This window comes from Novacetimonas maltaceti (genome assembly GCF_002906255.1).
Taxonomy (GTDB): Bacteria; Pseudomonadota; Alphaproteobacteria; order Acetobacterales; family Acetobacteraceae; genus Novacetimonas; species Novacetimonas maltaceti.
Map to the genome: position 1 here is coordinate 89,152 of NZ_POTC01000002.1, position 23,526 is coordinate 112,677.

The following is a 23,526-nucleotide window of genomic DNA, read 5'->3' on the forward strand; positions in this document are numbered from 1 at the left end:
ATGCAATTTTTACCCCTCAGATATCGTCCTGGTCTGGTTCGGGCTGCTGCAGGACGAATACCAGCACATAGCGCGTGCCGTTTTCCTCGAACATCTGCAACTCCCCTCCCAGCTGGCGGGCGAAACCGCGGATCAGCTGCAGCCCGATGCCGCTGCGCTCCTCGTTTCCGCGCCGCACGCGCCCGGCCGCCATGCCCACGCCGTCATCGGCGATCCACAGGCAGGCACGCATCTTGTCCACCTGCCGCAGCCCGACCTCCAGCGTGCCGCGCGCGCCGTCGGGAAACGCGTATTTTATGGTATTACTGACCGCCTCGGTCACGATCAGGGCCAGCGGCACCGCCTGGTCAGGGACCATCAGCAGGTCCTCGACATGGATGTCGAGCGTGATGCGCCCGTCATCCGCCTCCCCGATCGCATGCATGATCTGCCCGCACAGTTCGCGCACGAAGCTCTGCATGTTCAGGTTGTACAGCCCCCCCTCGGCATAGAGGTAGCGGTGCAGCGTCGCCAGTGCGCGCACGCGGTCGCGCGCCTGGGCGAATTCCTCCCGCGCGGCGGGCTGCGTGATGCGCCCGGCCTGCAGGTTGAGCAGGGAGGCCACGATCTGCAGGTTGTTCTTGACCCGGTGGTGCATTTCCTTGAGCAGCAGTTCCTGCCGCACGGCCGCGCGCTCCAGCCTGCGCTCATGCCGGGCAAGCCTGCGCGTCGCCTTGCTGAAGGCATGGGCCAACTGGCGCACCTCGAACGGCATGGCCCAGTTGGAGCGCACGTCATACACGCCCCCCAACTGCCACAGGTTGACCGACGCCGTCAGCTTGCGCAGGGGGGAGACGATCAGCACGTCCGCGCTTTTCGACGCGCCCAGCAGCCCGGTCAGCAGCAGCAGCCCCCCACCGACCAGCGCGATGGCGAACATCAGCACGGCATGGCGTTCGTTGGCATTGCGCCGCGTGACCGCCAGCACCACCACGCCCCCTTCGACACGGCCGAGGGAGAATGCGCCATCAGGCAGCGCACCACTCGCATGGTCATGGCCCGTGCGCATGATCCGCCGCACCCGCTCCATCAGCATGGCCGATGGCATGCGCGGCCAGTCGCAGTCCCCGCACAGGGGGGCGGCGGCCGACGCATCGGGGCTGAGCACCCAGATCGCAACGGGATTGTCACGCTGCACGATATCCAGCCGGGGGTCCCCGGGGCGCAGCGTCCATTCATCCCACGACAGCGGCATGATGGCCGTCAGGAAACCGCTGCGGGCAAGGTGGCCGCTGCCATCGCCGATCATGGTGGCGACAGTCACGCGGAAGGCGACGGGAAGCCCGTGGACCTCCGCGCCGCCATTGATGGAGGAAACACGCACGTCGCCCTGGAAACGCGGCATGTCGTCAAGGACGAGGCGCCTGTGCCCCTCCGTCCGCCCGACCTGCGTCAGGATGTTGCCCAGCGCATCCACCAGCGCGATCTGGTCGTAATGATGCCCCGTCAGGGACTGCGCCAGTTCCAGCATGCGCTTGATGCCCTGGTCATCAAGCGCCATGTGGCCGACGACGCGCAGCATGCTGCCAAGGTCATCGACCTCATGACGGATTTCGAGGTTGACGCGCTCCAGCGTCAGGTCGGTCCGGTACCCGGGGGCGGCGATCGTCTTGTCATAATTCCGCCATGCCTGCACCGCGCCGATCAGGGCGATCGGCATCGCCGCGAACAGGATGATGGCCATCATGCGCATCCGCACCGCATCGAACAGCCGCCCGATGCGAAGGAGCGGGCGCCAGGGCCTGCCCTCGCCGTTCCGGGAGGAGGAACGGCGGAACATGGTTTTCATCTATTTCTTGCGCTCGCGGTCGTTTTCTATCAATCGCAGCAGTTCATCAGGTACCGGTTCGTTGGCGACATCATCGAACAATTGGTGCAGTCCCCGCTTCAACCACAGTTCGAATGCGTCATTCGACCCGTTCTTGCTTTTCTTCTCTGGTTGCCTAGGAGGACAGTTCTCCTTTAACGGCATCTCATTTTCCCGAAGCTTATACTCATGCACCCACAAACTTCGGATAAGCATCGCAGTTGCAATCTATTTTCCGAAAGAAGTCGGGAGCAACCCAGATCCCGCCCCTTCCCCGTGCCACATTTTGATCACAATTCAAAGCATCATTTTAAGAATTGATTACGTTTGCGTCCCTATCCTCACCCCGCCCGGGGGCGTGTGGCCTCGCGCTGGCCCACCCCCTGGCGCAGGCGGGCGACGACGCTGCGCAGGCGCACCGTCTCCGTGCTCTGCTCCTCACCCTCCAGCCATGTCCCGAGCTGGCGGCGGGCGCGAAAGACGCGGCTCTTGGCGGTCCCCACGGCGCAGCCGCTGGCCTCGGCCAGCTCCTCGTAGCTCATGCCCTGCATGACAACCATCACCAGCGCCTCGCGCTGGTCGGCGGGCAGGCGGTCCATGGCGCTGGCCAGTTCCTTGACGGCGAGGCGCTCCTCATGCGCGCCGCTGCACGCCAGCGCGGAGGTGGGCACGTCCTCGATATCGCCGGTCTCGCGCTTCTTGCGCAGGTCGGAAATGAAACGGTTGCGCAGGATGCGGTGCATCCATGCGGGGAAATTCGTTCCGGGGGTAAAGCTGTGCTGCGCCGAAAGCGCATTGCACACCGCATCCTGCACGAGATCGTCGGCAGCGGCGCGGTTGCGCGTCAAGGACAGGGCCTGGACCCGCAGTCGGGGCAGGAGGGCAATCACCTGGTCGTGAAAGTCATTTGTCATTGTCGTGTCCCCTTTCATACACGTCCAATGGACGGGCTGGCGAAAGGGTTGCATACAGAATGTAACGAAACCGTGAGTTGTAGCCCCTACCCCTCTGCATCCGGGTCCGGCGGGGGATGCCCGTCACGCGCGGCGGCGACCATGGCCATGATCTGCGCGCGTGCGCGCGACACCCGCGCCTTGATCGTGCCGACACTTACGCCACAGACCTCCGCCGCCTCGGCATAGGTCATTTCCTGCACCCCCACGAGCAGCAGCGCCTCACGCAGGCGGGGCGTCAGCCGCCATATCACGCTGTCGAGGTCCCGCAGGTCATCCCCCCTGCTGGCCGGTGCGTCGGTACGGGCAAGGTCGGGACTGGTGGCGTAATCGGACATCACGTCGCGCTCACGCCTGCGCCTGCGCGCGGTTTCATAAAAAAGGTTGCGTGCGATGGTGTACAACCATGCGCGCAGGTTCGTGCCCTGCTGGAACTGCTCCAGCGCGGCAAGCGCGCGCAGCACCGTTTCCTGCACGAGATCGTCGGCCGAGGAGACTTCCCCGGTCAAAAATCTGGCAAAGCCCCGCAATTGCGGCAAAAGAGACATGATCTCCTTGCGCAGTTGGGTTACGCTCTGCGAATTGGCTGACATGCTCTGGGTCAGTGTGTTTGACTCTCCGTGTTCCAGCAGCGCAGCCTAACGCCGTAATGGTTTACGGTGTAACAATTTCTTCGGGGAGATGAAGTCCACATGCCGCTTTCCCGGCGTCAAGATCTGCTCCGCGCCCTTCCTTACGCCAGACGCTATGCAAGGGCGCTGTCCGGCAGCCAGTCACGGGGGGATCTCCTTGTGGCCGAGAGTCTGCGTGAACTTATCGCCGTCGATGATCCCACCATGCGCCCGCGCCTGCGCCTGTATCAATGGATATCGCGCCACTACACCTCCTCCACCACGCCGCCCGCGGCGGGCGACCTGACGGTGCTCGACCGGCAACTGCTGCTGCTGACCGCGCTGGAGGAACTGGGCCTTGCGGACGCCGCGCGCGTGCTGGGACTGGACGAGGCGACGGCGCGCGTCACGCTGGAGCATGCCTATTCCGGGCTGCGATCCTGCGCGCAGACGAATGTCCTGATCATCGAGGACGAACCCATCATCGCGATGGATATCGAGGAACTGGTCCACAAGTGCGGCCACCGGATCGCCGGTGTCGCCGCAACCGAAAAGGAAGCCATCGAGATCGCGGCACGCACGCGGCCGGGCCTCATCCTTGCCGACATCAACCTCGGCGCGGGGGGCGACGGCATGACGGCGGTGTCGCAGATCCTGCAGGAGCAGAACATTCCCGTGATCTTCGTCACGGCCTACCCCGAGCGCCTGCTGACGGGGGAGCGGATCGAACCCGCCTTCGTCATCACCAAGCCGTTCGAACCCCTCACCCTGGCGATCGCGACCTACCAGGCGGTCAGCGGCGGCCTTCCGCTGGCCTGATCCGGGCGCTGCCCGCACCCGCGGGTTGCGCCCCGCCCGGGCAGACCGTCCCCGGCCGCGCGCCGGATGAAGGCGCCCCCCTGCCCCGCCACACGGCATGACCACCCGGCCGCCATGGCGGGATGCGGCGGGCGGACGCAGAACAGTCACGCGATACAGGCATGACAATGACTGCCTTGCATCCGCCGCACGCCCTGCGACATTGTGAGGATACCCGGATCACGCATGCCCGGGGGACGCACGCAGTGCACGTGTGGACAGATTGGAAGAGGAAAACATGAAACGGCTGGTCATCGTCTCCAATCGTGTTCCCGTCCCCAAGGAAGGCCTGCGGCCGGGGGGGCTGGCGGTCGTGCTGCATGACCTGCTCGCGCTGCAGGGCGGGATGTGGTTCGGCTGGAACGGCACCACCAGCGCGGATGCGGAAACGACACCGCCGCAGATCCAGCACGCAGGCGGCGTCGAATACGCCACGATCGGCCTGACACCGGCCGAGCACAAACATTATTACACCGGCTTTTCCAACTCGACCCTGTGGCCGCTGATGCACTCCCTGCCGGAGTTCATCCATTTCGAACGCCGCGAACTTTCGACCTACTGGGCGGTGAACGAACGGTTCTGCGACAACCTGCTGCCGCTGCTGCGCGAAGACGACACGATCTGGATCCACGACTACCACCTGCTGCCCCTTGCCGCACAACTGCGGCGCAAGGGCGTCAACATGCCGATCGGCTTTTTCCTGCACACGCCCTTCCCCGCGCCGGACATGCTGGCCATCGCGCCCGACGGGGGCACGTTCCTGCGCGACCTGCTGTGCGCGGACCTGCTGGGGTTCCAGACCAGCGACGACACCGCCAATTTCATCTTTGCCGCGCAACGCACGGCGGGCGCCAAGCTGGTCGCCCCCGACACGCTGTCGTTCGAGGGGCACAAGGTCCGCGTCGGCGCCTTTGCCGTGGAAATCGACCCCGACGCCTTCGCCAGAACGGCCGCCGATGCGGTGGAGGCCCCGGAACTCAAACAGCTTCGTTCCTCCCTTGCCGGGCGCAAGCTGATCTTCGGGGTGGACCGCATGGACCCGACCAAGGGGCTGTGCGACCGGCTTGCGGGTTATGACCGCCTGCTCGAAAGCTATCCCATCTGGCAGCGCAACGTCACGTTCCTGCAGATCGCCGCCGAAAGCCGGGTGGATGTCGCCGCCTACAAGGCGCTGCGCAACGAGCTTGAAAGCATGATCGGCCGGCTCAACGCACGGCGCGGGCAGGCCGACTGGACCCCGCTGCGCTTCCTGACACGCGGCAGCCCGCGCCGCGTCGTGGCGGGTTACATGCGCCAGGCGCAGATCGGCTACATCACGCCGCTGCGTGACGGGATGAACCTTGTGGCCAAGGAATATATCGCGGCACAGGACCCTGACGATCCCGGCGTGCTGATCCTGTCGCGCATGGCCGGGGCCGCCAGGCAGCTGGATGCGGCGCTGCTGGTCAACCCGCTGGACCATGACGACCTTGCCGATGCGCTGAACCGGGCGCTGGGCATGCCCAAGGCCGAACGCCGCGACCGCTGGCAGACATGCCGCGCGCACCTTGACGGCTGCACCGCGCTGGGCTGGGGGCAGGCGTTCCTGCGCACGCTCGAAGCCACGGTGGCCTGAGCGCGCGGCCCATCGTTCCCCTTGCGCGGGCGGCGGGAGTAGGTGACAAACGCGCATGGCCTTACCTCCCCTTCTCCTTCTTCAGGATATCACCCTGACCCTCGGTGGCGCGCCGCTCCTTGACGGGGCGGGTTTTGGCGTCGCCCCCGGTGAACGCATCTGCCTTGTCGGGCGCAATGGCTGCGGCAAATCGACGCTGCTGCGCATCGCCACGGGCGAACTGCAGGCCGACAGCGGCACGCGCTTCCTGCAGCCCGGCACGACCGTGCGCTACCTGCCGCAGGAACCCGACCTGTCGGGGTTCGAGACCACGCTGGATTACGTGCTGGCGGGCATGGGGCCGGGCGACCCGGATTACCGGGCGGCGGCGCTGCTGTCGGAACTGGGCATGACGGGGCGTGAAAACCCGGCCAACCTGTCCGGGGGGGAGGCCCGGCGCTGCGCGCTGGCCCGCGCGCTGGCGCCGGAGCCTGACCTGCTGCTGCTGGATGAGCCGACAAACCACCTCGACATGCCGACCATCGAATGGCTGGAGCGTGAACTGCTGTCGCTGTCATCGGCCATGGTCATCATCAGCCATGACCGCCGCCTGCTTGAAACGCTGTCGCGCTCGGTCGTGTGGCTCGACCGTGGGGTGACGCGCCGCCTGGACCATGGTTTCGCGAAATTCGAGGCCTGGCGCGAAGAGGTGCTGGAGCAGGAAGAGCGCGACGCGCACAAGCTTGACCGCCAGATCGCGCGCGAGGAAGACTGGATGCGCTATGGCGTGACGGCGCGGCGCAAGCGCAACGTCCGCCGCGTGGCCGAACTTGCCACCCTGCGCCAGACACGTCGCGAGGCGATCAAGCCCGCCGTCGGCGCGAAAATGGAAGCGCGCGAGGCCGAACTGTCGGGCAAGCTGGTTTCCGTCGCAGAAAACCTGTGCAAGTCCTATGGCGACCACGACATCGTGCGCGACCTTGACCTGCGCATCCTGCGCGGCGACCGACTGGGTATCGTGGGGGCCAATGGCGCGGGCAAGAGTACGCTCCTGCGCCTGATGACGGGACAGGACACGCCCGACAGCGGCACGGTCACGGTTGGCACGGCCCTGTCCATCGTGACGCTGGACCAGCAGCGCCGGCAGCTTGACCCCAACCGCACCCTTGCCGACACGCTGACGGGTGGTGGTGGCGACATGGTGCAGGTCGGGCACGAAAAGCGCCACGTCATCGGATACATGAAGGATTTCATGTTCCGTCCCGAACAGGCCCGCACGCCGGTGGGCGTCCTGTCTGGGGGGGAGCGTGGGCGCCTGATGCTGGCCTGCGCGCTGGCGCGGCCGTCGAACCTGCTGGTGCTTGACGAACCGACCAACGACCTTGACCTCGAAACGCTCGACCTGCTTCAGGACATGCTGGCGCAGTATTCCGGCACCGTGCTGCTGGTCAGTCATGACCGTGACTTCCTCGACCGTGTCGCCTCCTCCGTGCTGATGGCCGAAGGGGCGGGCCGGTGGGTCGAATATGCCGGTGGCTACAGCGACATGCTGGCACAGCGGCAGGACGAGACACTGGCCACCCGGCATGAGGCGCCAGCCCCCACAAAGGCACGCCCGGCGCAGGCACCGGCGGCAAAACCCGCCAGCCGCAAGCTGTCATACAAGGACCAGCACGCGCTGGAGCGCCTGCCCGGACAGATCGCGGAACTTGAGGCGGAGATCGAGCGCCTGCGCGCCATCCTGGCCGATCCCGGCCTGTATGCCCGCGATCCGGACGGCTTCACCGCCACCACGCAGAAACTGGAGGACGCGCAGGCGAAACTGACGGCGGCGGAAGAACGGTGGCTGGAACTGGAGATGCTCAGGGAATCGCTGAAATCCGGCTAGCCGAATTAGCACGGTAGATAAGAGTTTCTGGGTGCCGCCTTTTTTTAAAAAGATGGCGTCTTTCGAAGCTTTTTGAAAAAAGCTTCACCAAAAACTTTTACCTTTGAATCTCCTTTCAATCCGGGACGTGCAGCAGTCCCGACGCCTCCATCCGCGCGCGGGTATCGGCAATGCTCTGCCCCACGGCCAGCGCGGCTGCCAGCGCCCGGCGCCCGGCCTGCGCATCCACCAGCACCGGCGCACCATCAAGGCAGGAGGCGGCAAAGGCCTCATGCTCCGCCGCCAGCGTGTCATGGTCGCTCCATGTCACGCTCTGCCGCCGGAAGCCGCCCGTCCCCGGCAGGGGCAGGCCGCTCTTGCGCCCGATCATCGTCAGTTCGCGGCGCACGAAATCGGCAGACAGGTAACCCTCCTGCGAAAACAGGCGCATGCGCCGCTCGGTCTTCAGCGAAATCCGGCTTGCGGTAATGGTCGCGACACAGCCATTTTCAAACCGGACGCGGGCATTGGCGATATCCTCATGCTCCGAACTGACGGCGGCCCCCAGCGCATCGACGCTGGCGATGGGGCTGTCCACGATCGCCAGCACAAGATCGAGGTCATGGATCATCAGGTCGAGGATGACGGAAACATCCGTCCCGCGCGGCTTGTACGGCGCGATGCGCGTGGCCTCGATATACAGGGGGCGGCTGATGCGTTCGGTAATCGCGCGATGTTCCGCGGAATAGCGCAGCAGGTGGCCGACCTGCAGCACAAGCCCCCGCGCGCAGGCCAGTGCCGCGAGGCGGTCGGCCTGTTCCAGAGTGGCGGCGATCGGCTTTTCCACCAGTACGTGGCGCCCGGCCTCCAGCGCCTGCTGCGCCAGTTCGAAATGATATTCGGCAGGGGCCGCCACCACGATGGCGTCCGAGACCTCCAGCAGTTGCGCATACGACAGCGCAGGCGCGCCCCCGGCCTCCCGCCCCACCTTTTCGGCGCGCGCATGGTCAGGGTCGTAGATGCCCGAAAGGGTTTCGCGCGCGGACGCCGCAACCTTGAGCGCATGGTAGCGCCCGAAATGACCGGCCCCCGCGATTCCAACGCGCAGGCGGCGCTGCCCCCCCCCGACATCCGACCGTGCCTGCCCCATGACCGCCGCTCCCAACCATCGCAATACCTGTCCGAAGCAGTCTCATGAATGGGCGCGTTTCACAACCCGCCCGGCGGGAGTGGCCGCCATGCCGGGGCGCCCCGGACCTCACGCAGATGCGACAAAACGGCAACGCAATGACCCCGACCTCCGCAACAGCGGTTGCATCCTGCGCTGTGGACCGGCATGTTCCCGCCCTGTTGTCATTGCGCCATGACGCCATGACGCCACAGATACGACACCAACAGACAGGGAGCCGGTCGCGGCCGGGCGTGGGGAGCACTCCTTTCAGTCATGATGTATTATAGTCGGCTCAAGATGGCTTCGGTCATTGGCATATGCCTGATCGGCCTGGCGCTGTGCCTGCCCAATTTCATACGCCAGCCCGCAGCCTCCATCCCGTGGCGGCAGATCCACCTCGGGCTTGACCTGCGTGGCGGTTCCTACCTGCTTCTGCAGGTGGACATGCACAGCGTCACCTCCGACCGCCTGCGCACGCTGACCGATGAAACCCGCCAGACGCTGCTGAAGAACGGGCTGGGATACCGCAACCTTGCGACCGGGGCGCAGGCGGTGACCTTTACCCCGCGCGCGCCCACGGAGGCCGAGGCCGACCTGAAGGCGCTGCGGGCGATGCCGATGAACGTGCCCTCGGAGTTCAGCGTCAGCCAGACGCCCGACGGCCTGATTTCCGTCGCCCTGTCGGAAGATGCCAGCCACCAGCGCGCACGTGACGCGATCACGCAGTCGATCGAGATCGTGCGCCGCCGCATTGACGCCACCGGCGCGATCGACCCGCAGATCACCCGCCAGGGGGAAGACCGGATCATCGTCGAACTGCCCGGCATCAGCGATCCGGAGCGCGTGAAGCACCTGCTGGGCACCACGGCGAAGATGACCTTCCACCTTGTCGCGGATTCCGCGATCGGGTCCGCCGTGCCGCCGCCGGGCGTAAGCATCCTGCCGATGAGCGAGGCCGCGCAGGGCACGCTGCCGGTCTATAACCATGTGGATGTCGATGGCGCGGACCTGACGAACGCATCGGCGTCGATCGACCAGCAGAGCGGCGAATGGGCCGTCAACTTCACCTTCGATTCCGTCGGCGCCCGCCAGTTCGGCGAGGTCACGCGCGCCAATGTCGGCAAGCGCTTTGCCATCGTGCTCGACAACAAGGTGATCGAGGCCCCGGTCATCCGCACCGCCATCACCGGCGGGTCGGGCCAGATCACCGGCGGGTTCAGCGCGCAGCAGGCGACCGACATGGCGCTGCTGCTGCGTGCGGGCGCGCTTCCCGCGCCGCTGAACGTGATCGAGCAGCGCTCCATCGGGCCGTCGCTGGGCGCCGATTCGATCCGGGCCGGCGCGATGAGCCTGCTGGCGGGCCTTGTCCTCGTCATCGCGTTCATGACGCTGTTCTATGGCCGGTTCGGCTGGTACGCGAACATCGCGCTGCTGGCGAACCTGGTGCTGATGATCGCCATCCTGTCGATGTTCGAGGCGACGCTGACGCTGCCGGGCATGGCGGGCATGCTGCTGACCCTTGGCATGGCGGTGGACGCCAACATCCTGATCAACGAACGCATCCGCGAGGAAATCGCGCGCGGCCGCACCGCGCTGCAGGCGATGCAGGCCGGGTTTGAACGCGCGACCTCCACCATCATCGACAGTAATGCCACCGCGCTGCTGGCGCATGTCATGCTGTTCGTATTCGGAACCGGGCCGGTCAAGGGTTTCGCCCTGACCATCACGATCGGCATCGTGACGACCCTGTTTACCACCCTTGTGCTGTCACGGATGCTGATGGTGCGCTGGTATGCGCGCACCCGTCCGACAGTCCTGCCGGTCTGAGGCGCGCTGACATGATCCTTGATCGTCCCCTTCTGCGTTTTGTCCCCCGTGGCACGAAGATCGACTTCATGCGCGGGCGCTTCATCGGGCTTGCGACGTCGGCCGTGCTGTCGATCGCGTCGCTGATCCTGTTCTTCCATCCCGGACTTACGCTCGGCCTCGATTTCCGCGGCGGCATCGTCGTCGAAGCCCACACGCAGGGACCGGCCGATGTGTCGGCCATCCGCACGGCCCTGGCGGCACAGCATGTCACGGCAGCGGGGGTGCAGTCCTTTGGCGGTCCCGACGACGTGCTGATCCGCCTTGACGCACCGCCGCAGGGCGACCCCGCGCATGAAGCGCAGACACAGGCGCTGGTGGATTCCGTGCGCCATGCCATCGGCACCATTCCCGGCGCGCAGGTCCTGCGCGCGGATGCGGTCGGGGCTTCCGTCTCGGCGGAACTGTTCCGCAACGGCATGCTGGCGCTGGGCATCAGCCTGCTGATGATCCTCGCCTATATCTGGTTCCGCTTTGAATGGGAGTTCGCGGTCAGCGCCGTCGTCACACTGGTGCTGGACCTGACGAAGACGGTCGGGTTCCTTGTGCTGACGCATTTCGAATTCGACCTTGTGATGGTCGCGGCGATCCTGACGATCCTTGGCTACTCCACCAATGACAAGGTGGTGGTGTATGACCGCATCCGCGAAAACCTGCGCAAGTACCGCTCCATGCCGCTGGCGGAACTGATCAACCTGTCGATCAACGAAACGCTGAGCCGCACGCTGGGCACGTCCTCCACGGTGTTCCTTGCCGCACTGCCGCTCGCGCTGTTCGGTGGCGCCAGCCTGTCGGGCTTTGCGTGGGTCATGCTGTTCGGGATCGTGGTCGGGACGTCCTCGTCCATCTTCATCGCCGCCCCCCTGCTGCTGCTGCTTGGTGAAAAGCGGCTGCGGCGCAACGCACGGCCCGGCGCGCGGGGCTAAGACGCCGGTCGGGGCCTCATGAAATCAGGGACGTTTCCGGGATGCCGCCTTTTCCGAAAGGCGGCATTCCTTTTTTGAAGCGTTCTGGAAACGGCCTCGCCAGAAGCACTCAGTCCTTTAAGGGTCTATTTCCCGGCGTTCTTCAGCAGGGCACGGGCATCGGGGATGCAGCGCGGCGCGGGCGGGGCATCCTTGCTCAGGGTATCGGGCTGGTCCGTGCAGGCGATGATGAGTTCAACCGCCTGGCGCGCGCGTTCGCGCCTGCGCCGCGACGGGTGCATCAGGTTGTTCAGGATCATCAGCTTGCCGTATTTCAGCGAAATCGACATGTCCTGCACCTGTTCGCGCGACAGGGCGCCATCCTGCACACGGCTGAGCAGCCCGCCCTCCGCCATCGCATAGGTCGTGACCAGCAGGTAGCTCTGCACATCGGGTGGCAGGTGATTGACGTCGCGCACCTGCCCATGACAGGCCGCAAGGGTGCAGCACCCGGCCATGGCGACGACCGACATGCGTAATTGCCTGAAAATACTTTTCATCAGACCTCAAGCCTAGCACGTTCCCGCACGCCATGGGCAAGGGATCAGATCACCGCCCGTTTTCCCCGCCGGGGGACGGATATAAAAAGGGCGGGTCCGGCACAATGTCCGGACCCGCCCCTGCCATGGCCGCATCAGGCCATGGACGCATCACGACGCATGATCTCGGATCAGGCGGTCGGCGGCGTCTTTGCCTTTTCCTGCTCCTTGAGGACATCAAGGATGTCCTGCAGCAGGACTTCGCTGCGCGGCGGCGGCGGCGGTGCTGCCGGTGCGGCCTCCTTCTTCGCGGCGAAGCGGGAGATGATGCGCACCACCCAGAAAATCACGAAACCGATGATGATGAACTGGATCACGGCATTGAGGAACACGCCGATGTTCAGCGTCACCGCACCGGCCTTCTGCGCTTCCGCCAGGGTAGGCATGTGCGGGCCACGCAGGGTGATGAACAGGTTGGTAAAATCGATGCCCCCGATCAGCAGCCCGAGGAACGGGGTGAAGATGTCCTTTACCAGGCTGTTGACGATTGCCGTGAAGGCCGCGCCGATGATCACACCGACCGCGAGGTCCACCACGTTTCCGCGCATCAGGAACGAACGGAAATCCCCCAGCCAGCCTGGGGCATGGATATCGGGTACATGCAGATGCGTAGGCTTTTGCGCCATCTGTATCTTCCTTTTTTGAAAAGTATATTCTGCGACCTGTCTAACAATCCCCCGCTCCATTTACGACAGGGGAAATGACATGCTGTGTCATCAAGGGTGCAAGTGATGCTTACGGGTGACAGAATTTGGCCTTTTGCCCGGATATTTGTAACGCAGCAGATACATTTGCGATGCAACCGGACCGCACGGTCCCCCGAAGGCCGGGCAGCGGGGCAATCAGATGTTGATCGGGCGCGCGTCCTCGTCTATACGCCAGCGAAAGTCACGCCCCGGTCGGCATCGGGGCCCTTCAGCGCGAAAGTTTTTGAACATGAAGCCCGGCATCCACCCCGATTACCACGAAATCACCGTCATCATGACCGATGGCACCGAGTACAAGACCCGCTCGTGCTATGGCACGCCCGGCGCGACGCTGCGCCTCGATGTCGACCCGAAGTCGCATCCGGCGTGGACCGGCGTGCAGCGCATGCTCGACACCGGGGGCCAGGTGGCCAAGTTCAACAAGAAGTTCGGCGGTCTGGGTCAGCGCAAGAAGGCCTGAGGCCCACAAGCCTCCCTGCCCTGCGTAAGGTCAGCCTGTCAGTATGCGAATGCCCGGCCCTTGAAAAAGGGACCGGGCATTTCCATTTCCAGTGGGTCGCAATGCCGCATGCCGGGTTGCGACGGATACCGACATCACCGCGGTCCGCTCCGGCGTGAGGGACCGCATGACAGCAGACCTTGCTCAGCTTCAGGAGGTTTTCTCATGAGTTACGATTTTGCCCCCCTGTTCCGCAGCGCGATCGGCTTCGACCGTCTGGCGCAACTGGTGGATACGGCGGCACAGAACCCCGTCAGCGCGTCCTACCCGCCCTATAACATCGAGAAGGTGGCGGATTCGCAGTACATGCTGACGATGGCGGTCGCGGGGTTCGGCCCCGGTGACATCGAACTGACGGTGCAGGACAATACGCTGATCGTGGCCGGGCGTGTCGCCAGCACCCAGCCGGAACGCGAAATCCTGTATCGCGGCATCGCCAAGCGCGCATTCGAACGTCGCTTCGTCCTTGCGGACCATATCGTGGTGGAAAATGCCAACCTCGATAATGGCCTCCTGTGCATCGCGGTGCGCCATGTCGTCCCCGAGGCGCTGAAGCCGCGCCGCATCCCCATTTCCTCCGGCGCGCCCGCAACGGTGACGCAGGCGGCCGAGCATGGGGAAGACCGCACCACGCCTGAAACACAGGCCCCGGTGGCCGTCACGGCGGCGCAGGCGGACGCGGCGCTTCCCGCCCGTGTGCCGTCCGCCCCCTTCGCCACGGAAGCGGCGGAAGGCGCCACGCCGTCACGGCAGGCGGCCTGACATCATTCCACCCGGACATGTACGGGGGAGGCTGCCCTGGGCGGCCTCCCTTTTTTCATGTCCGCATTTTCATGTACGTAACGCGATGAAATGGCGTCCCATGCGCACACGGCCCTTGACCTTTTGCGTGCGTCACCTTCATATCCGTTGCTTCAAGTGCTTTTGTTTTTTGCGCGCCAGCAGGCACGCACGGTGTCGTCGGCGGCACTGACGATTTGCCCTTTTCCCCAAGGTGCCTGCGCGTGGCGCCATCACACGCAGTAGGACCTGTTTTGCAATGAACGCTCTGCCCCTTATGCCCAAGGCCACCGCAGTGTGGCTGATTGAAAAGACTGCGCTGACCTTTACCCAGATCGCCGAATTCTGCGGCATGCACCCGCTTGAGGTGCAGGCCATCGCCGATGGTGAGGTCGCACAGGGGATCGTGGGCTACAACCCGGTGAAGAACCACCAGGTGACGCAGGCGGAAATTGAACGCTGCGAAAAGGACCCGGCCCAGCGCCTGAAGATCCTGCCCGCCCCCAACCCGATCCACCGCCGTTCCAAGGGCGCGCGCTATACCCCCGTGGCCAAGCGCAACGACCGCCCGGACGCGATCGCGTTCCTGCTGCGCAATTTCCCGCAGTTGTCGGAAGTGCAGATGGTCAAGCTGCTTGGCACGACCAAGGACACGATCGAAAAGGTCCGCACCCGCCAGCACTGGAACAGCCCGAACATCAAGCCGCGCGATCCGGTGATCCTTGGCCTGTGCAGCCAGACCGACCTCAATGCGATGGTCAATGCCGCCAACGAGCGCCTTGCCCGTGAAGGGCAGGCTGTGCCGCAGCCGATCGAACTCGACAACGACCCGATCTGACCCATGTCCCGGCCCCCGCCATCCTCATGCCGGGGGCCGGAAGTTACGCGATGGCGCGGGGCTCAGCCCTGCACGCTGAGCCGCTCGATCTCCTCCTTGAGCCGCAGCTTTTCAAGCTTGAGCCGCATCAGCACCCGCTGGTCGGGCATCGGTCGCCTGTCCTCGTCGAAGATCTGGTCATCGAGACGGGCGTGACGTGTCTTGAGGCTGTTGATACGCGCTTCGTACAGCATGGACTCTCCTCCAGCATGTTTGGCTACGACGCGGGTACGCTAACGCAAGGCGCGCGCCAGATGCCATGACAAAATCGCAGGTGTCGGCGAATTCGCGACCATTTCGTTTTTCGTGCGCGATGTGGTTAGGATGGGTCCATGTTCATGTGCTGGATGGAGCGCCATGCTGACAGACCGGGATACCCTCCTTCGCAAGCTGCACGAACTGCGCAGCGAGCATCGCGATCTTGACACCGTCATCAGCCGGATGGGTGAACAACCCGTGGACCAGTTGCAGATCCAGCGCCTCAAGAAGCGCAAGCTGCTGCTCAAGGACGAGATCATGTGGCTTGAAAGCCGGCTGATCCCCGACAGCATTGCCTGATCGCGGCGTTTCACCTATCTGCCCCCATATCAATGCCGTGTCCCAGCCCGAAAGCCGTGAGAGTAAAGACGCCGTGACCAATTCCCCTGCCCCTTCCTCCCCCAAGGACAGCGCCGCGCGCGTCGGCCTGATCATGGGCAGCCAGTCCGACTGGGAAACGATGCGCCACGCCGCCGCCGTGCTGGAAGCGCTGGGCATTTCGCACGAAATCCGCATCGTCTCCGCCCACCGCACGCCCGACCGGCTGGCGGACTATGCCCGCACGGCGCGCGCGCGCGGGCTTTCGGTCATCATCGCGGGCGCGGGCGGGGCCGCCCACCTGCCGGGCATGTGCGCGGCGTGGACCAGCCTGCCGGTGCTGGGGGTTCCGGTGGAATCGCAGGCGCTCAAGGGCATGGACAGCCTGCTGTCGATCGTGCAGATGCCCGGCGGCGTGCCGGTCGGAACCCTTGCGATCGGCCGCGCCGGGGCAAAGAACGCGGGGCTGCTTGCTGCGTCCATCCTGTCGCTTGGTGACGGGGCGCTGGCGCAGCGGCTGGAGGAATGGCGCGCGCAACAGACGGACTCCGTGGCAGAGGAACCCGTGACATGACGCCGCTGTCCCCGAACGCCGTCCTTGGCATCGTGGGCGGCGGGCAACTGGGCCGCATGTCGGCGGTGGCGGCCGCGCGGCTGGGCTTTCGCGCCCACATCCTGACGACGGAGGCCGATGGCCCGGCGGCACAGGTGGCCCATGCGGTGACCGTCGGCGCCTATGACGACCATGACGCGCTGCGCCGCTTTGCCAATGCGGTCGATGTCGTGACGTTCGAGTTCGAGAATATCAGCGCCGATGGGCTGGACCTGCTGTCCTCCCTGCGGCCGGTGCACCCGTCGGGCCACATCCTGCGCATCAGCCAGGACCGCATCGCGGAAAAGACGTTCCTGCGGGACGCGGGTATCCCGCTGGCCCCGTTCCATCTGGTCGAAAGCGAATCGGACCTGACGGCGGCGGCGGATGCGCTGGGCTATCCCTTCATCCTCAAGACCACACGACTGGGATATGACGGCAAGGGGCAGGCGCGCCCCCATGCACCCGAAGACCTCGCCCCCGCTTTCGCCCGCCTGTCGCCGCATCCGCTGGTGGCCGAGGGCATGGTCGATTTCGCCTGCGAGGTCAGCGTCATGGTCGCGCGCAATGCCGCGGGCGAGGTCGTGACGTTCGATGCGACGGAAAACCGCCACCGCAACGGCATCCTCGACCTCAGCCTCGCGCCGGCGCGCATTCCTTCCGAACTCGCCACCCGCGCGCGTGGCCTGGCAACGGACATCGCCTGCGCGCTGGACCTGATCGGCATCATGGGGGTGGAGATGTTCGTCGATCGCGATGGCGGGCTTCTGGTCAATGAAATCGCGCCGCGCCCGCACAATTCGGGCCACTGGACGATGAATGCCTGCCCCGTGGACCAGTTCGAGATGCATGTCCGCGCGGTGACCGGCCTGCCGCTGCCGCCCGCGACACGGCACAGCGACGCGGTGATGAAAAACCTGATCGGGCCGGACGACATGGCGCTGTGGCCGCGGATCATGGCGACGCCCGGCCTGCTGGCGCATCATTACGGCAAGGCGCAGGCCCGTCCCGGCCGCAAGATGGGGCATGTGAACGTGCTGTTCCCCCATGGTGGCCTGCCCGGTGAGTTCGGGGTGGAGGACGCCCTTGGCCCGCTGGCGACACGCACGCAGTAACCGTCTGCCTGCCGCATGGTCGGGGTCTGGCTGAAGGCCCCTAGATCAGCCCCATCTTGCGAAAGCTGATGCTGTGCCCGTTCCCGACCACAAGGTGGTCATGCAGGTGCAGGCCCATGATGCTGGCGACCTGCTGTATATGCAGGGTCATCTGGATATCCGGGGCCGATGGCGTCGGGTCACCGCTGGGATGGTTATGCGCAAGGATCAGGATGCGCGCATCAAGGTCGAGGGCACGGCGCATGACCTCCCGCGGGTAGACCGGGGCCTGGTCCACGGTGCCGACCCACATGACGCGGTCCTCGATCAGGCGATGCTCCCCATCAAGGAACAGCACCCGCAACTGTTCCGTGCTGTCATGCCCCATGACCGCCTGCAGGTATTCCACCACCCTGCGGTGTCCCGACAGGACGTCGCCCTGCCGGACATAGGCATGGTGCAGGCGCAGCGCCGCTTCGCGCACGATGGCGATCATGGGGGAAAGCGACGGACTGTCCCCCAGCACCGCATCAAGGTCGTTCGGATGGGCCGACAGCGCCATCCCGGCGGAGCCGAAACGCGCAAGCAGCATGTCGACGCACCTGTCGGGTTCCGCATTCCCCGGATCGAGCGTGCCCAGCACATGGCGCAGCAGCGCCCGGTCATTCATCCCCGCGCCGTCGCGAACGTCATGGCGCAGGCCATCCCCTGGGGCATCCCTTGGGGCATCCCACGGGGCAGGCAGGGCATCATGGTGGGGATCGCGGCTTCCCATTCGCGGACATATCCATGCAGATGTCGATAATTTCGGGACAGATGGCCCGACGGCAGGGCATAGTAGGGTCCAATAATCGATAACAGACGGAGGTTACATACCCGCATGAATTTTTCCGCCCCCCCCGCCCCGCGCAACGCGGTCCTGTTCGACCTTGATGGCACGATCATCCGTTCCCATGACGGCATCATCGAATCCATCCATGCCGTGCTGCGCGACATGGGGCATGAACCGGACCTGTCGATTGACCTGACATGGGTGGTGGGACCGCCGCTTCGCGACCTGCTGGCCCATATCCTTGCCCATTACGGCGATGACCGCGTGGATGAGGCGATGGAGCGGTACCGCAGGCATTACGAAGGCGGCGGCATGCGCAAAAGCCCGCTGTTCGACGGGATGCGCCATGTGATCGAAAGCCTGCACGCGACGGGGACGCGACTGTTCGTCGCCACGTCGAAGCCGCGCTACCTCGCGCGCAAGATCCTGCACCTGCGCGACCTGTCGCAGTATTTCGACGGGCTGTCCGGCGCGCGCGCGGATGACAGCGGCGCGGAAAAGCCCGAACTGATCGCGGCCCTGCTGCGGGAACATGATGTCGCGCGCAACCATGCCCTGATGATCGGCGACCGGCGTTTCGACATCACCGGCGCGCATGCGAACCATGTCCGCGCGCTTGGCGTGCTGTGGGGATATGGCGGACGCGACGAACTGATCGCCGCAGGGGCCGATGCGCTGGTCAGCCAGCCCGACGAACTGCTCGAAGCCATCGACACGCAGTTCAGGCTGATGGCGAAACACGCCGCCTGAGGCGCTATAGCAGCTTCTCCCGCCGCAGGGAGGTCCAGTCCACGTCACCTGCGATGATGCAGTCATGCATGACCGTGGACAGCAGGCGGCCATGGGCCTCCACCTGCCGCATGACGGTGGCGGCCCCTTCCATCTGGCGGGGGCTGGGCGGGAATGTCCCGTCGTCCCACACCACCACGAGCGAGACCGCATGCAGCCGCAGCACGCGCTGCAGGATATCCCGGCACATCTCGGCGGGGGAGCCATCGGGCACCCGCTCCTCCCCCACCAGGCGGTTGGTGGCGTCCAGCAGCAGGATCGTCACCTGCCCTTCCGCCGCACGCCCCCGCGCGGGCATGGCGGCGCGCGTGGTGATGTAATGGGTCCAGGCCGCCTGCAGGTCGTGGATATAGGGCTGCGGTCGCACATCCGCCCGGCACAGGCGTCCCGCCACGATGGCGGGCAGGCCCAGCACCGCGCACGCGCGTGGTCCCACCCCCGCCGCGCGCAGGGCGTCATGACCCGCCGACAGCACCGCCGGAAGCGATCCGAAACGCGCGATCAGGTCCTTGGCCAGCGGCTTGGTGTCGCGGCGCGGGATCCCGGCGAACAGCAGCACCTCAAGGATCTCGTAATCCGCCAGCGACGCCCCGCCCGCCGCGCGTATGCGCGCGCGCATGCGGGCGCGATGGCCGCCGGGGCCGGTCCTGCCGCTGCCTGCACGTGATGCCACGTCACCTCCCGCCCATTGCCTGTGCCGCACGCATCATGGCCGATTGCACGCCATCACCACAATGATGCAGGTCTGGTGCGCGTGGTCATGGCCTGCCGGGACCGACATTGCTATAGATGGCCGCGTGATGGACAGTCCTTTCCCCCCCGCCCGCGTTCCCGCCGAAGACGCGCCCGAGTACCTTGCCCGGCTCAATCCGGAGCAACGCGCCGCGATCGAGACGACGGACGGCCCGCTGCTGGTCCTTGCCGGCGCGGGCACGGGCAAGACGCGCGTGCTGACGACGCGTTTCGCCCATATCCTGCTGTCGGGACGTGCACGCCCGAACCAGATCCTCGCCGTGACCTTCACCAACAAGGCCGCCCGCGAAATGCGCGAGCGAATCGGCGCGCTCCTCGGCGCGCCGGCGGAGGGGCTGTGGCTGGGGACGTTCCATTCCCTGTGCGCGCGCATGCTGCGCCGCCACGCGGAATATGTCGGGCTGTCGAGCAATTTCACGATCCTCGATACCGATGACCAGATGCGCCTGCTCAAGCAGGTGATCGAGTCTTACCGCATCGATACCAAGCGCTGGCCGCCACAGGGGATCATGGGCGTCATCCAGCGCTGGAAGGACCGTGGCCTGACCCCGCCGCGCGTCAGCAAGGCGGAGGACTGCGACTTTGCCGATGGCAGGTGCCGCGCGATCTATGAGGATTACCAGAAGCGCCTGATACAGCTCAACGCCTGCGACTTTGGCGACCTGATGCTGCACATGACGGAAATCATGCGCACCCATCCCGACGTGCTGGCGCAGTACCACCGCTTCTTCCGCTACATCCTGGTCGATGAATACCAGGACACGAACACGATCCAGTACCTGTGGCTGCGCCTGCTGGCCCAGCGGGGCGAGGGGCAGGCCAACATCTGCTGCGTGGGGGATGATGACCAGTCGATCTATTCCTGGCGCGGGGCGGAGGTGGAGAACATCCTGCGCTTTGAACATGACTTCCCCGGCGCCCATGTCGTGCGGCTGGAGCGCAACTACCGCTCCACCCGGCAGATCCTTGGCGCGGCGTCGGGCCTGATCGCCCATAACGAAGAACGGCTGGGCAAGACGCTGCATCCGGGCCGCGACGATGCCGAAGGGGAGAAGGTGCGCGTCATCTCCGTATGGGATTCGGATGACGAGGCCCGCATGGTGGGCGAGGAGCTGGAGCGTCTGCACAAGGACGGCCACCCCCTGTCGGAATGTGCCATCCTGGTCCGCGCGGGCTTCCAGACCCGCGCGTTCGAGGAACGGCTGATCGCGATCGGCCTGCCCTATCGCGTGGTGGGGGGCCTGCGCTTTTACGAACGCGCGGAAATCCGCGATGCGCTGGCGTACATGCGGGTGCTGTCGCAGCCCTCGGACGACCTTGCGTTCGAGCGCATCATCAATGTCCCGCGCCGGGGCATCGGCAATACCGGCCTGCAGAAGCTGCACCTGCACGCGCGCGCCCGCGACATCCCCCTGACCGCCGCCGTGCTGGAGATGCTGGCCGAGGGCCAGATCAAGGGCCGCGCGCGCGAACACCTCACCGCGCTGATGAAATGTTTCGGGCAGTGCCGCGAGGACCTGCCCCGCGAAGGGCATGTGGTGGTGGTCGAGCGGCTGCTTGAGGACAGCGGCTACCTCGACATGTGGAAGGCGGACAAGTCGCCCGACGCGCCGGGGCGGCTGGACAACCTCAAGGAACTGGTGCGCGCGCTGGCGGATTTCGAGAACCTTGGCGGGTTCCTCGAACATGTCGCGCTGGTGATGGAGACGGAGGAGAACGCGGGCAACGAGCGGCTGAGCATCATGACGCTGCATGGCGCCAAGGGGCTGGAGTTCGACACCGTGTTCCTGCCGGGCTGGGAGGAAGGGGTCTTCCCCTCCCAGCGCACGCTTGACGAAGGCGGGGCGAAGGGGCTGGAGGAAGAACGCCGCCTTGCCTATGTCGGGATCACGCGCGCGCGCCTGCGCGCGATCATCAGCCATGCCGCGAACCGCCGCATCTATGGCAACTGGCAGTCCGCAATCCCCAGCCGCTTTGTCGAGGAGCTGCCCCCCGAATACGTGCACGCCACCGGGGATGCGACGCGCGCGCGCCATAACGGCGCGATGCGCAGCCCGGTATTCGGGGCCACGCCGTTCCCGGTCGTGGCACGGCGCCGCCCTGTCGTGGACGCCACGACATCGGACACACCGGCACGCAGGTCGGCCTTTCCCATCGGCACGCGTGTCTTTCACCAGAAATTCGGCTACGGCACCGTAACGTCCGTCGAAGGCAACCGTCTGGAGGTCGCGTTTGAAAAAGCCGGCCCCAAACGGGTGATCGACACTTTTGTTGAGCAGGTATCATGACCCTTCCCCCCCGCCGCCACGCCACCGAACTGGAGACCATTGCGGTCACCGTCCCGCCCGAAGCCGTGGAGGCCTATGAAAACGCGCTGTCCATCGTCTGCGCGACCATCGGCATTTTCGAAGTGGACGACGCGCAGACCGCATGGCGGGTGGAGGGCGTGCGTGATCTGGGCAACGGGGAAGACGAACTGCGCACCGCCCTTGTGCTGGCGGCGGCGCTGACGGGGGTGGACGCGCCGCTGGAGCGCACGCCAACCGAATCCGAAGGGTGGCTTGCCCGCACGTACGAGGCCTTTCCCGAACAGACGGCGGGCCGTCGCTTCGCCATTCGCGGCACGCACCTCGAACCCGGCGCGAACCCGCAGCGCATCACGCTGGTGCTGGATGCAGGCGTTGCGTTCGGGTCGGGGGAACACGGCTCCACGCGCGGGTGCCTGCGCGCGCTGGAAATGATCGCCCATCGCCGCCCGCACCGCATCCTCGACCTTGGCTGCGGGTCAGGCATCCTTGCCATGGCGGCGGCGGCGCTGCTGAAACGCCCGGTACTCGCCACCGACATCGACCCGTGGTCCGTGCGCGTCACACGGCGCAACGCGCGGATGAACGGGCTGTCGAACCTTGTCTCGTGCCATCTGGGCAACGGGTGGAGCACGCCCGCCATCCGCAGGCATGCGCCCTATGACCTTGTGTTCGCCAACATCCTTGCCCGTCCGCTGTGTTCGATGGCGGCCGACCTGGCGCACAACCTGCTGCCCGGTGGCACGGCCATCCTTGCCGGCCTGCTCGACACGCAGGTGCGCATGGTGCTGTCGGCGCACCGCCGGCAGGGGCTGGTGCTCGAACGCCGCCTGCGCGAGGGGGACTGGGCCACGCTGATCCTGAGGAAACCCGATGCCTGACCCCGTCACCGTCACGGACATCCGGATCCGGCCCGCCACACCCGACGACATCCCCGCGATCGTGGACATCATCAACGATGCCATCCGCAACAGCACGACATTATGGGAAACCCGCGAAACCACGGTGCCCGTGCGGCTGGAATGGCTGCGTGACAGCAATGCGCAGGGCTTTCCCATCCTTGTCGCGGTCACGCCCGACGGCACGGTTGCGGGATATTGCAGTTGGAAGACGTTCCGCCCGTTCTCCGGCTATGCCCACACGGTCGAACATTCCATCTACATCGCCCCGGCGTTCAAGCGGCGCGGCATCGGCAGCCTGCTGCTGGGCCATCTGTGCGAACTTGCGCGCAAATCGGATGTGCATGTGATGGTCGCGGCCATCACCGCGTCGAACACGCCCTCGCGCCTGCTGCATGAACGCTTCGATTTCCAGCCCGGCGGCATGATCCCGCAATGCGGGACGAAATTCGGCCGGTGGATGGACCTGATGTTCCTGTACAAACTTGTCCCCAACGACTGACCGCCGTCATGGACATGACGCGCCGCAGCCTTTCCCTCCTTTTTAACCGG

The 23,526-nt window shown here is 65.6% G+C and carries 25 protein-coding genes; 15 read left to right on the plus strand and 10 right to left on the minus strand.

Annotation, left to right across the window (positions count from 1 at the left end):
* Positions 1-16 precede the first annotated feature (16 nt).
* The 4 genes from KMAL_RS01520 to KMAL_RS01535 form a co-directional block, all read right to left on the minus strand.
* Entirely contained in the window at positions 17-1,819 is a 1,803-nt protein-coding gene (locus tag KMAL_RS01520; protein WP_180999715.1) for a sensor histidine kinase, read from the minus strand.
* A 9-nt stretch (positions 1,820-1,828) separates the two neighbouring features.
* Complete coding sequence (locus tag KMAL_RS17880; RefSeq protein WP_110093999.1) at positions 1,829-2,011, minus strand: NepR family anti-sigma factor; 183 nt, start codon at positions 2,009-2,011, stop codon at positions 1,829-1,831.
* A 176-nt stretch (positions 2,012-2,187) separates the two neighbouring features.
* Positions 2,188-2,760: a sigma-70 family RNA polymerase sigma factor gene (locus tag KMAL_RS01530; protein ID WP_110094000.1), complete on the minus strand. Its 573-nt coding sequence runs from the start codon at positions 2,758-2,760 to the stop codon at positions 2,188-2,190.
* 86 nt (positions 2,761-2,846) lie between these two features.
* Positions 2,847-3,392, minus strand: coding sequence for a sigma-70 family RNA polymerase sigma factor (locus KMAL_RS01535; protein WP_239019889.1), 546 nt, complete (start codon positions 3,390-3,392; stop codon positions 2,847-2,849).
* A gap of 99 nt (positions 3,393-3,491) precedes the next feature.
* Between KMAL_RS01535 and KMAL_RS01540 the strand changes: the two genes are divergently transcribed.
* From KMAL_RS01540 to KMAL_RS01550, 3 genes are all read left to right on the plus strand, one after another.
* On the plus strand, positions 3,492-4,229 hold the full coding sequence (locus KMAL_RS01540; RefSeq protein ID WP_110094001.1) for a response regulator: 738 nt from the start codon (positions 3,492-3,494) through the stop codon (positions 4,227-4,229).
* Between the two features lie 277 nt (positions 4,230-4,506).
* Complete coding sequence (locus tag KMAL_RS01545) at positions 4,507-5,883, plus strand: alpha,alpha-trehalose-phosphate synthase (UDP-forming) (protein ID WP_110094069.1); 1,377 nt, start codon at positions 4,507-4,509, stop codon at positions 5,881-5,883.
* Between the two features lie 55 nt (positions 5,884-5,938).
* A complete protein-coding gene (locus KMAL_RS01550; RefSeq protein WP_110094002.1) occupies positions 5,939-7,750 on the plus strand; it encodes an ABC-F family ATP-binding cassette domain-containing protein in 1,812 nt (603 codons plus the stop codon).
* 115 nt (positions 7,751-7,865) lie between these two features.
* Here KMAL_RS01550 and KMAL_RS01555 read toward each other — a convergent pair whose 3' ends face one another.
* Positions 7,866-8,879, minus strand: a complete 1,014-nt coding sequence (locus KMAL_RS01555; protein ID WP_110094003.1) for a Gfo/Idh/MocA family protein — start codon at positions 8,877-8,879, stop codon at positions 7,866-7,868.
* Positions 8,880-9,173: 294 nt separating this feature from the next.
* Between KMAL_RS01555 and secD the strand changes: the two genes are divergently transcribed.
* Together secD and secF are read left to right on the plus strand one after the other, a co-directional pair.
* On the plus strand, positions 9,174-10,727 hold the full coding sequence (gene secD / locus KMAL_RS01560) for a protein translocase subunit SecD (protein WP_110094004.1): 1,554 nt from the start codon (positions 9,174-9,176) through the stop codon (positions 10,725-10,727).
* 11 nt (positions 10,728-10,738) lie between these two features.
* Entirely contained in the window at positions 10,739-11,692 is a 954-nt protein-coding gene (gene secF, locus KMAL_RS01565) for a protein translocase subunit SecF (RefSeq protein ID WP_110094005.1), read from the plus strand.
* A 125-nt stretch (positions 11,693-11,817) separates the two neighbouring features.
* Here the strand turns inward: secF and KMAL_RS01570 are convergent, their stop codons facing one another.
* Positions 11,818-12,204 carry a hypothetical protein gene (locus KMAL_RS01570; protein ID WP_110094006.1) on the minus strand — a complete coding sequence of 129 codons (387 nt, stop codon included), beginning with the start codon at positions 12,202-12,204 and terminating at the stop codon, positions 11,818-11,820.
* A 197-nt stretch (positions 12,205-12,401) separates the two neighbouring features.
* The gene (mscL, locus tag KMAL_RS01575) at positions 12,402-12,896 is read right to left on the minus strand and encodes a large-conductance mechanosensitive channel protein MscL (protein ID WP_110094007.1); all 495 of its coding nucleotides are present in this window, start codon (positions 12,894-12,896) and stop codon (positions 12,402-12,404) included.
* 310 nt (positions 12,897-13,206) lie between these two features.
* On the opposite strand from mscL, the gene rpmE reads away from it, so the two are divergent.
* From rpmE to KMAL_RS01590, 3 genes are all read left to right on the plus strand, one after another.
* Complete coding sequence (rpmE, locus tag KMAL_RS01580; RefSeq protein ID WP_110094008.1) at positions 13,207-13,437, plus strand: 50S ribosomal protein L31; 231 nt, start codon at positions 13,207-13,209, stop codon at positions 13,435-13,437.
* A 204-nt stretch (positions 13,438-13,641) separates the two neighbouring features.
* Entirely contained in the window at positions 13,642-14,238 is a 597-nt protein-coding gene (locus KMAL_RS01585) for an Hsp20 family protein (RefSeq protein WP_239019890.1), read from the plus strand.
* 277 nt (positions 14,239-14,515) lie between these two features.
* Positions 14,516-15,094: a DUF1013 domain-containing protein gene (locus KMAL_RS01590; RefSeq protein ID WP_110094009.1), complete on the plus strand. Its 579-nt coding sequence runs from the start codon at positions 14,516-14,518 to the stop codon at positions 15,092-15,094.
* Positions 15,095-15,156: 62 nt separating this feature from the next.
* Here the strand turns inward: KMAL_RS01590 and KMAL_RS01595 are convergent, their stop codons facing one another.
* Positions 15,157-15,327: a YdcH family protein gene (locus tag KMAL_RS01595; protein ID WP_110094010.1), complete on the minus strand. Its 171-nt coding sequence runs from the start codon at positions 15,325-15,327 to the stop codon at positions 15,157-15,159.
* Positions 15,328-15,490: 163 nt separating this feature from the next.
* On the opposite strand from KMAL_RS01595, the gene KMAL_RS01600 reads away from it, so the two are divergent.
* The 3 genes from KMAL_RS01600 to KMAL_RS01610 all read left to right on the plus strand — a co-directional run bounded on the left by KMAL_RS01600 (position 15,491) and on the right by KMAL_RS01610 (position 17,416).
* Positions 15,491-15,691 carry a YdcH family protein gene (locus tag KMAL_RS01600; RefSeq protein WP_110094011.1) on the plus strand — a complete coding sequence of 67 codons (201 nt, stop codon included), beginning with the start codon at positions 15,491-15,493 and terminating at the stop codon, positions 15,689-15,691.
* Between the two features lie 73 nt (positions 15,692-15,764).
* The gene (purE, locus tag KMAL_RS01605; RefSeq protein WP_275399293.1) at positions 15,765-16,283 is read left to right on the plus strand and encodes a 5-(carboxyamino)imidazole ribonucleotide mutase; all 519 of its coding nucleotides are present in this window, start codon (positions 15,765-15,767) and stop codon (positions 16,281-16,283) included.
* A complete protein-coding gene (locus KMAL_RS01610; RefSeq protein ID WP_110094012.1) occupies positions 16,280-17,416 on the plus strand; it encodes a 5-(carboxyamino)imidazole ribonucleotide synthase in 1,137 nt (378 codons plus the stop codon). The genes purE and KMAL_RS01610 overlap by 4 nt, the downstream gene beginning before the upstream one ends.
* A 40-nt stretch (positions 17,417-17,456) precedes the next feature.
* On the opposite strand, the gene KMAL_RS01615 is transcribed toward KMAL_RS01610, so the two are convergent.
* The gene (locus KMAL_RS01615; protein WP_110094013.1) at positions 17,457-18,170 is read right to left on the minus strand and encodes a JAB domain-containing protein; all 714 of its coding nucleotides are present in this window, start codon (positions 18,168-18,170) and stop codon (positions 17,457-17,459) included.
* Positions 18,171-18,275: 105 nt separating this feature from the next.
* Here KMAL_RS01615 and KMAL_RS01620 point away from each other — a divergent pair, with 105 nt between their 5' ends.
* Positions 18,276-18,977 carry an HAD hydrolase-like protein gene (locus KMAL_RS01620; protein WP_110094014.1) on the plus strand — a complete coding sequence of 234 codons (702 nt, stop codon included), beginning with the start codon at positions 18,276-18,278 and terminating at the stop codon, positions 18,975-18,977.
* Positions 18,978-18,981: 4 nt separating this feature from the next.
* Here the strand turns inward: KMAL_RS01620 and KMAL_RS01625 are convergent, their stop codons facing one another.
* The gene (locus KMAL_RS01625; protein WP_239019891.1) at positions 18,982-19,689 is read right to left on the minus strand and encodes a JAB domain-containing protein; all 708 of its coding nucleotides are present in this window, start codon (positions 19,687-19,689) and stop codon (positions 18,982-18,984) included.
* A 127-nt stretch (positions 19,690-19,816) separates the two neighbouring features.
* Between KMAL_RS01625 and KMAL_RS01630 the strand changes: the two genes are divergently transcribed.
* From KMAL_RS01630 to KMAL_RS01640, 3 genes are read left to right on the plus strand one after another with little or no spacing between them, the layout of a single operon-like run.
* A complete protein-coding gene (locus tag KMAL_RS01630; protein ID WP_110094071.1) occupies positions 19,817-22,057 on the plus strand; it encodes an ATP-dependent helicase in 2,241 nt (746 codons plus the stop codon).
* Complete coding sequence (locus KMAL_RS01635) at positions 22,054-22,956, plus strand: 50S ribosomal protein L11 methyltransferase (protein WP_110094016.1); 903 nt, start codon at positions 22,054-22,056, stop codon at positions 22,954-22,956. The genes KMAL_RS01630 and KMAL_RS01635 overlap by 4 nt, the downstream gene beginning before the upstream one ends.
* Positions 22,949-23,476: a GNAT family N-acetyltransferase gene (locus KMAL_RS01640; protein WP_110094017.1), complete on the plus strand. Its 528-nt coding sequence runs from the start codon at positions 22,949-22,951 to the stop codon at positions 23,474-23,476. The genes KMAL_RS01635 and KMAL_RS01640 overlap by 8 nt, the downstream gene beginning before the upstream one ends.
* The last annotated feature ends 50 nt before the right edge of the window (positions 23,477-23,526 follow it).

Bases quoted from the DNA above. Each gene is read 5' to 3' on its own strand.
- KMAL_RS01520 (WP_180999715.1), bottom strand. From the start codon at position 1,819: ATGTTCCGCCGTTCCTCCTCCCGGAACGGCGAGGGCAGGCCCTGGCGC.
- KMAL_RS17880 (WP_110093999.1), bottom strand. From the start codon at position 2,011: ATGCCGTTAAAGGAGAACTGTCCTCCTAGGCAACCAGAGAAGAAAAGC.
- KMAL_RS01530 (WP_110094000.1), bottom strand. From the start codon at position 2,760: ATGACAAATGACTTTCACGACCAGGTGATTGCCCTCCTGCCCCGACTG.
- KMAL_RS01535 (WP_239019889.1), bottom strand. From the start codon at position 3,392: ATGTCAGCCAATTCGCAGAGCGTAACCCAACTGCGCAAGGAGATCATG.
- KMAL_RS01540 (WP_110094001.1), top strand. From the start codon at position 3,492: ATGCCGCTTTCCCGGCGTCAAGATCTGCTCCGCGCCCTTCCTTACGCC.
- KMAL_RS01545 (WP_110094069.1), top strand. From the start codon at position 4,507: ATGAAACGGCTGGTCATCGTCTCCAATCGTGTTCCCGTCCCCAAGGAA.
- KMAL_RS01550 (WP_110094002.1), top strand. From the start codon at position 5,939: ATGGCCTTACCTCCCCTTCTCCTTCTTCAGGATATCACCCTGACCCTC.
- KMAL_RS01555 (WP_110094003.1), bottom strand. From the start codon at position 8,879: ATGGGGCAGGCACGGTCGGATGTCGGGGGGGGGCAGCGCCGCCTGCGC.
- secD (WP_110094004.1), top strand. From the start codon at position 9,174: ATGATGTATTATAGTCGGCTCAAGATGGCTTCGGTCATTGGCATATGC.
- secF (WP_110094005.1), top strand. From the start codon at position 10,739: ATGATCCTTGATCGTCCCCTTCTGCGTTTTGTCCCCCGTGGCACGAAG.
- KMAL_RS01570 (WP_110094006.1), bottom strand. From the start codon at position 12,204: ATGTCGGTCGTCGCCATGGCCGGGTGCTGCACCCTTGCGGCCTGTCAT.
- mscL (WP_110094007.1), bottom strand. From the start codon at position 12,896: ATGGCGCAAAAGCCTACGCATCTGCATGTACCCGATATCCATGCCCCA.
- rpmE (WP_110094008.1), top strand. From the start codon at position 13,207: ATGAAGCCCGGCATCCACCCCGATTACCACGAAATCACCGTCATCATG.
- KMAL_RS01585 (WP_239019890.1), top strand. From the start codon at position 13,642: ATGAGTTACGATTTTGCCCCCCTGTTCCGCAGCGCGATCGGCTTCGAC.
- KMAL_RS01590 (WP_110094009.1), top strand. From the start codon at position 14,516: ATGAACGCTCTGCCCCTTATGCCCAAGGCCACCGCAGTGTGGCTGATT.
- KMAL_RS01595 (WP_110094010.1), bottom strand. From the start codon at position 15,327: ATGCTGTACGAAGCGCGTATCAACAGCCTCAAGACACGTCACGCCCGT.
- KMAL_RS01600 (WP_110094011.1), top strand. From the start codon at position 15,491: ATGCTGACAGACCGGGATACCCTCCTTCGCAAGCTGCACGAACTGCGC.
- KMAL_RS01610 (WP_110094012.1), top strand. From the start codon at position 16,280: ATGACGCCGCTGTCCCCGAACGCCGTCCTTGGCATCGTGGGCGGCGGG.
- KMAL_RS01615 (WP_110094013.1), bottom strand. From the start codon at position 18,170: ATGGGAAGCCGCGATCCCCACCATGATGCCCTGCCTGCCCCGTGGGAT.
- KMAL_RS01620 (WP_110094014.1), top strand. From the start codon at position 18,276: ATGAATTTTTCCGCCCCCCCCGCCCCGCGCAACGCGGTCCTGTTCGAC.
- KMAL_RS01630 (WP_110094071.1), top strand. From the start codon at position 19,817: ATGGACAGTCCTTTCCCCCCCGCCCGCGTTCCCGCCGAAGACGCGCCC.
- KMAL_RS01635 (WP_110094016.1), top strand. From the start codon at position 22,054: ATGACCCTTCCCCCCCGCCGCCACGCCACCGAACTGGAGACCATTGCG.
- KMAL_RS01640 (WP_110094017.1), top strand. From the start codon at position 22,949: ATGCCTGACCCCGTCACCGTCACGGACATCCGGATCCGGCCCGCCACA.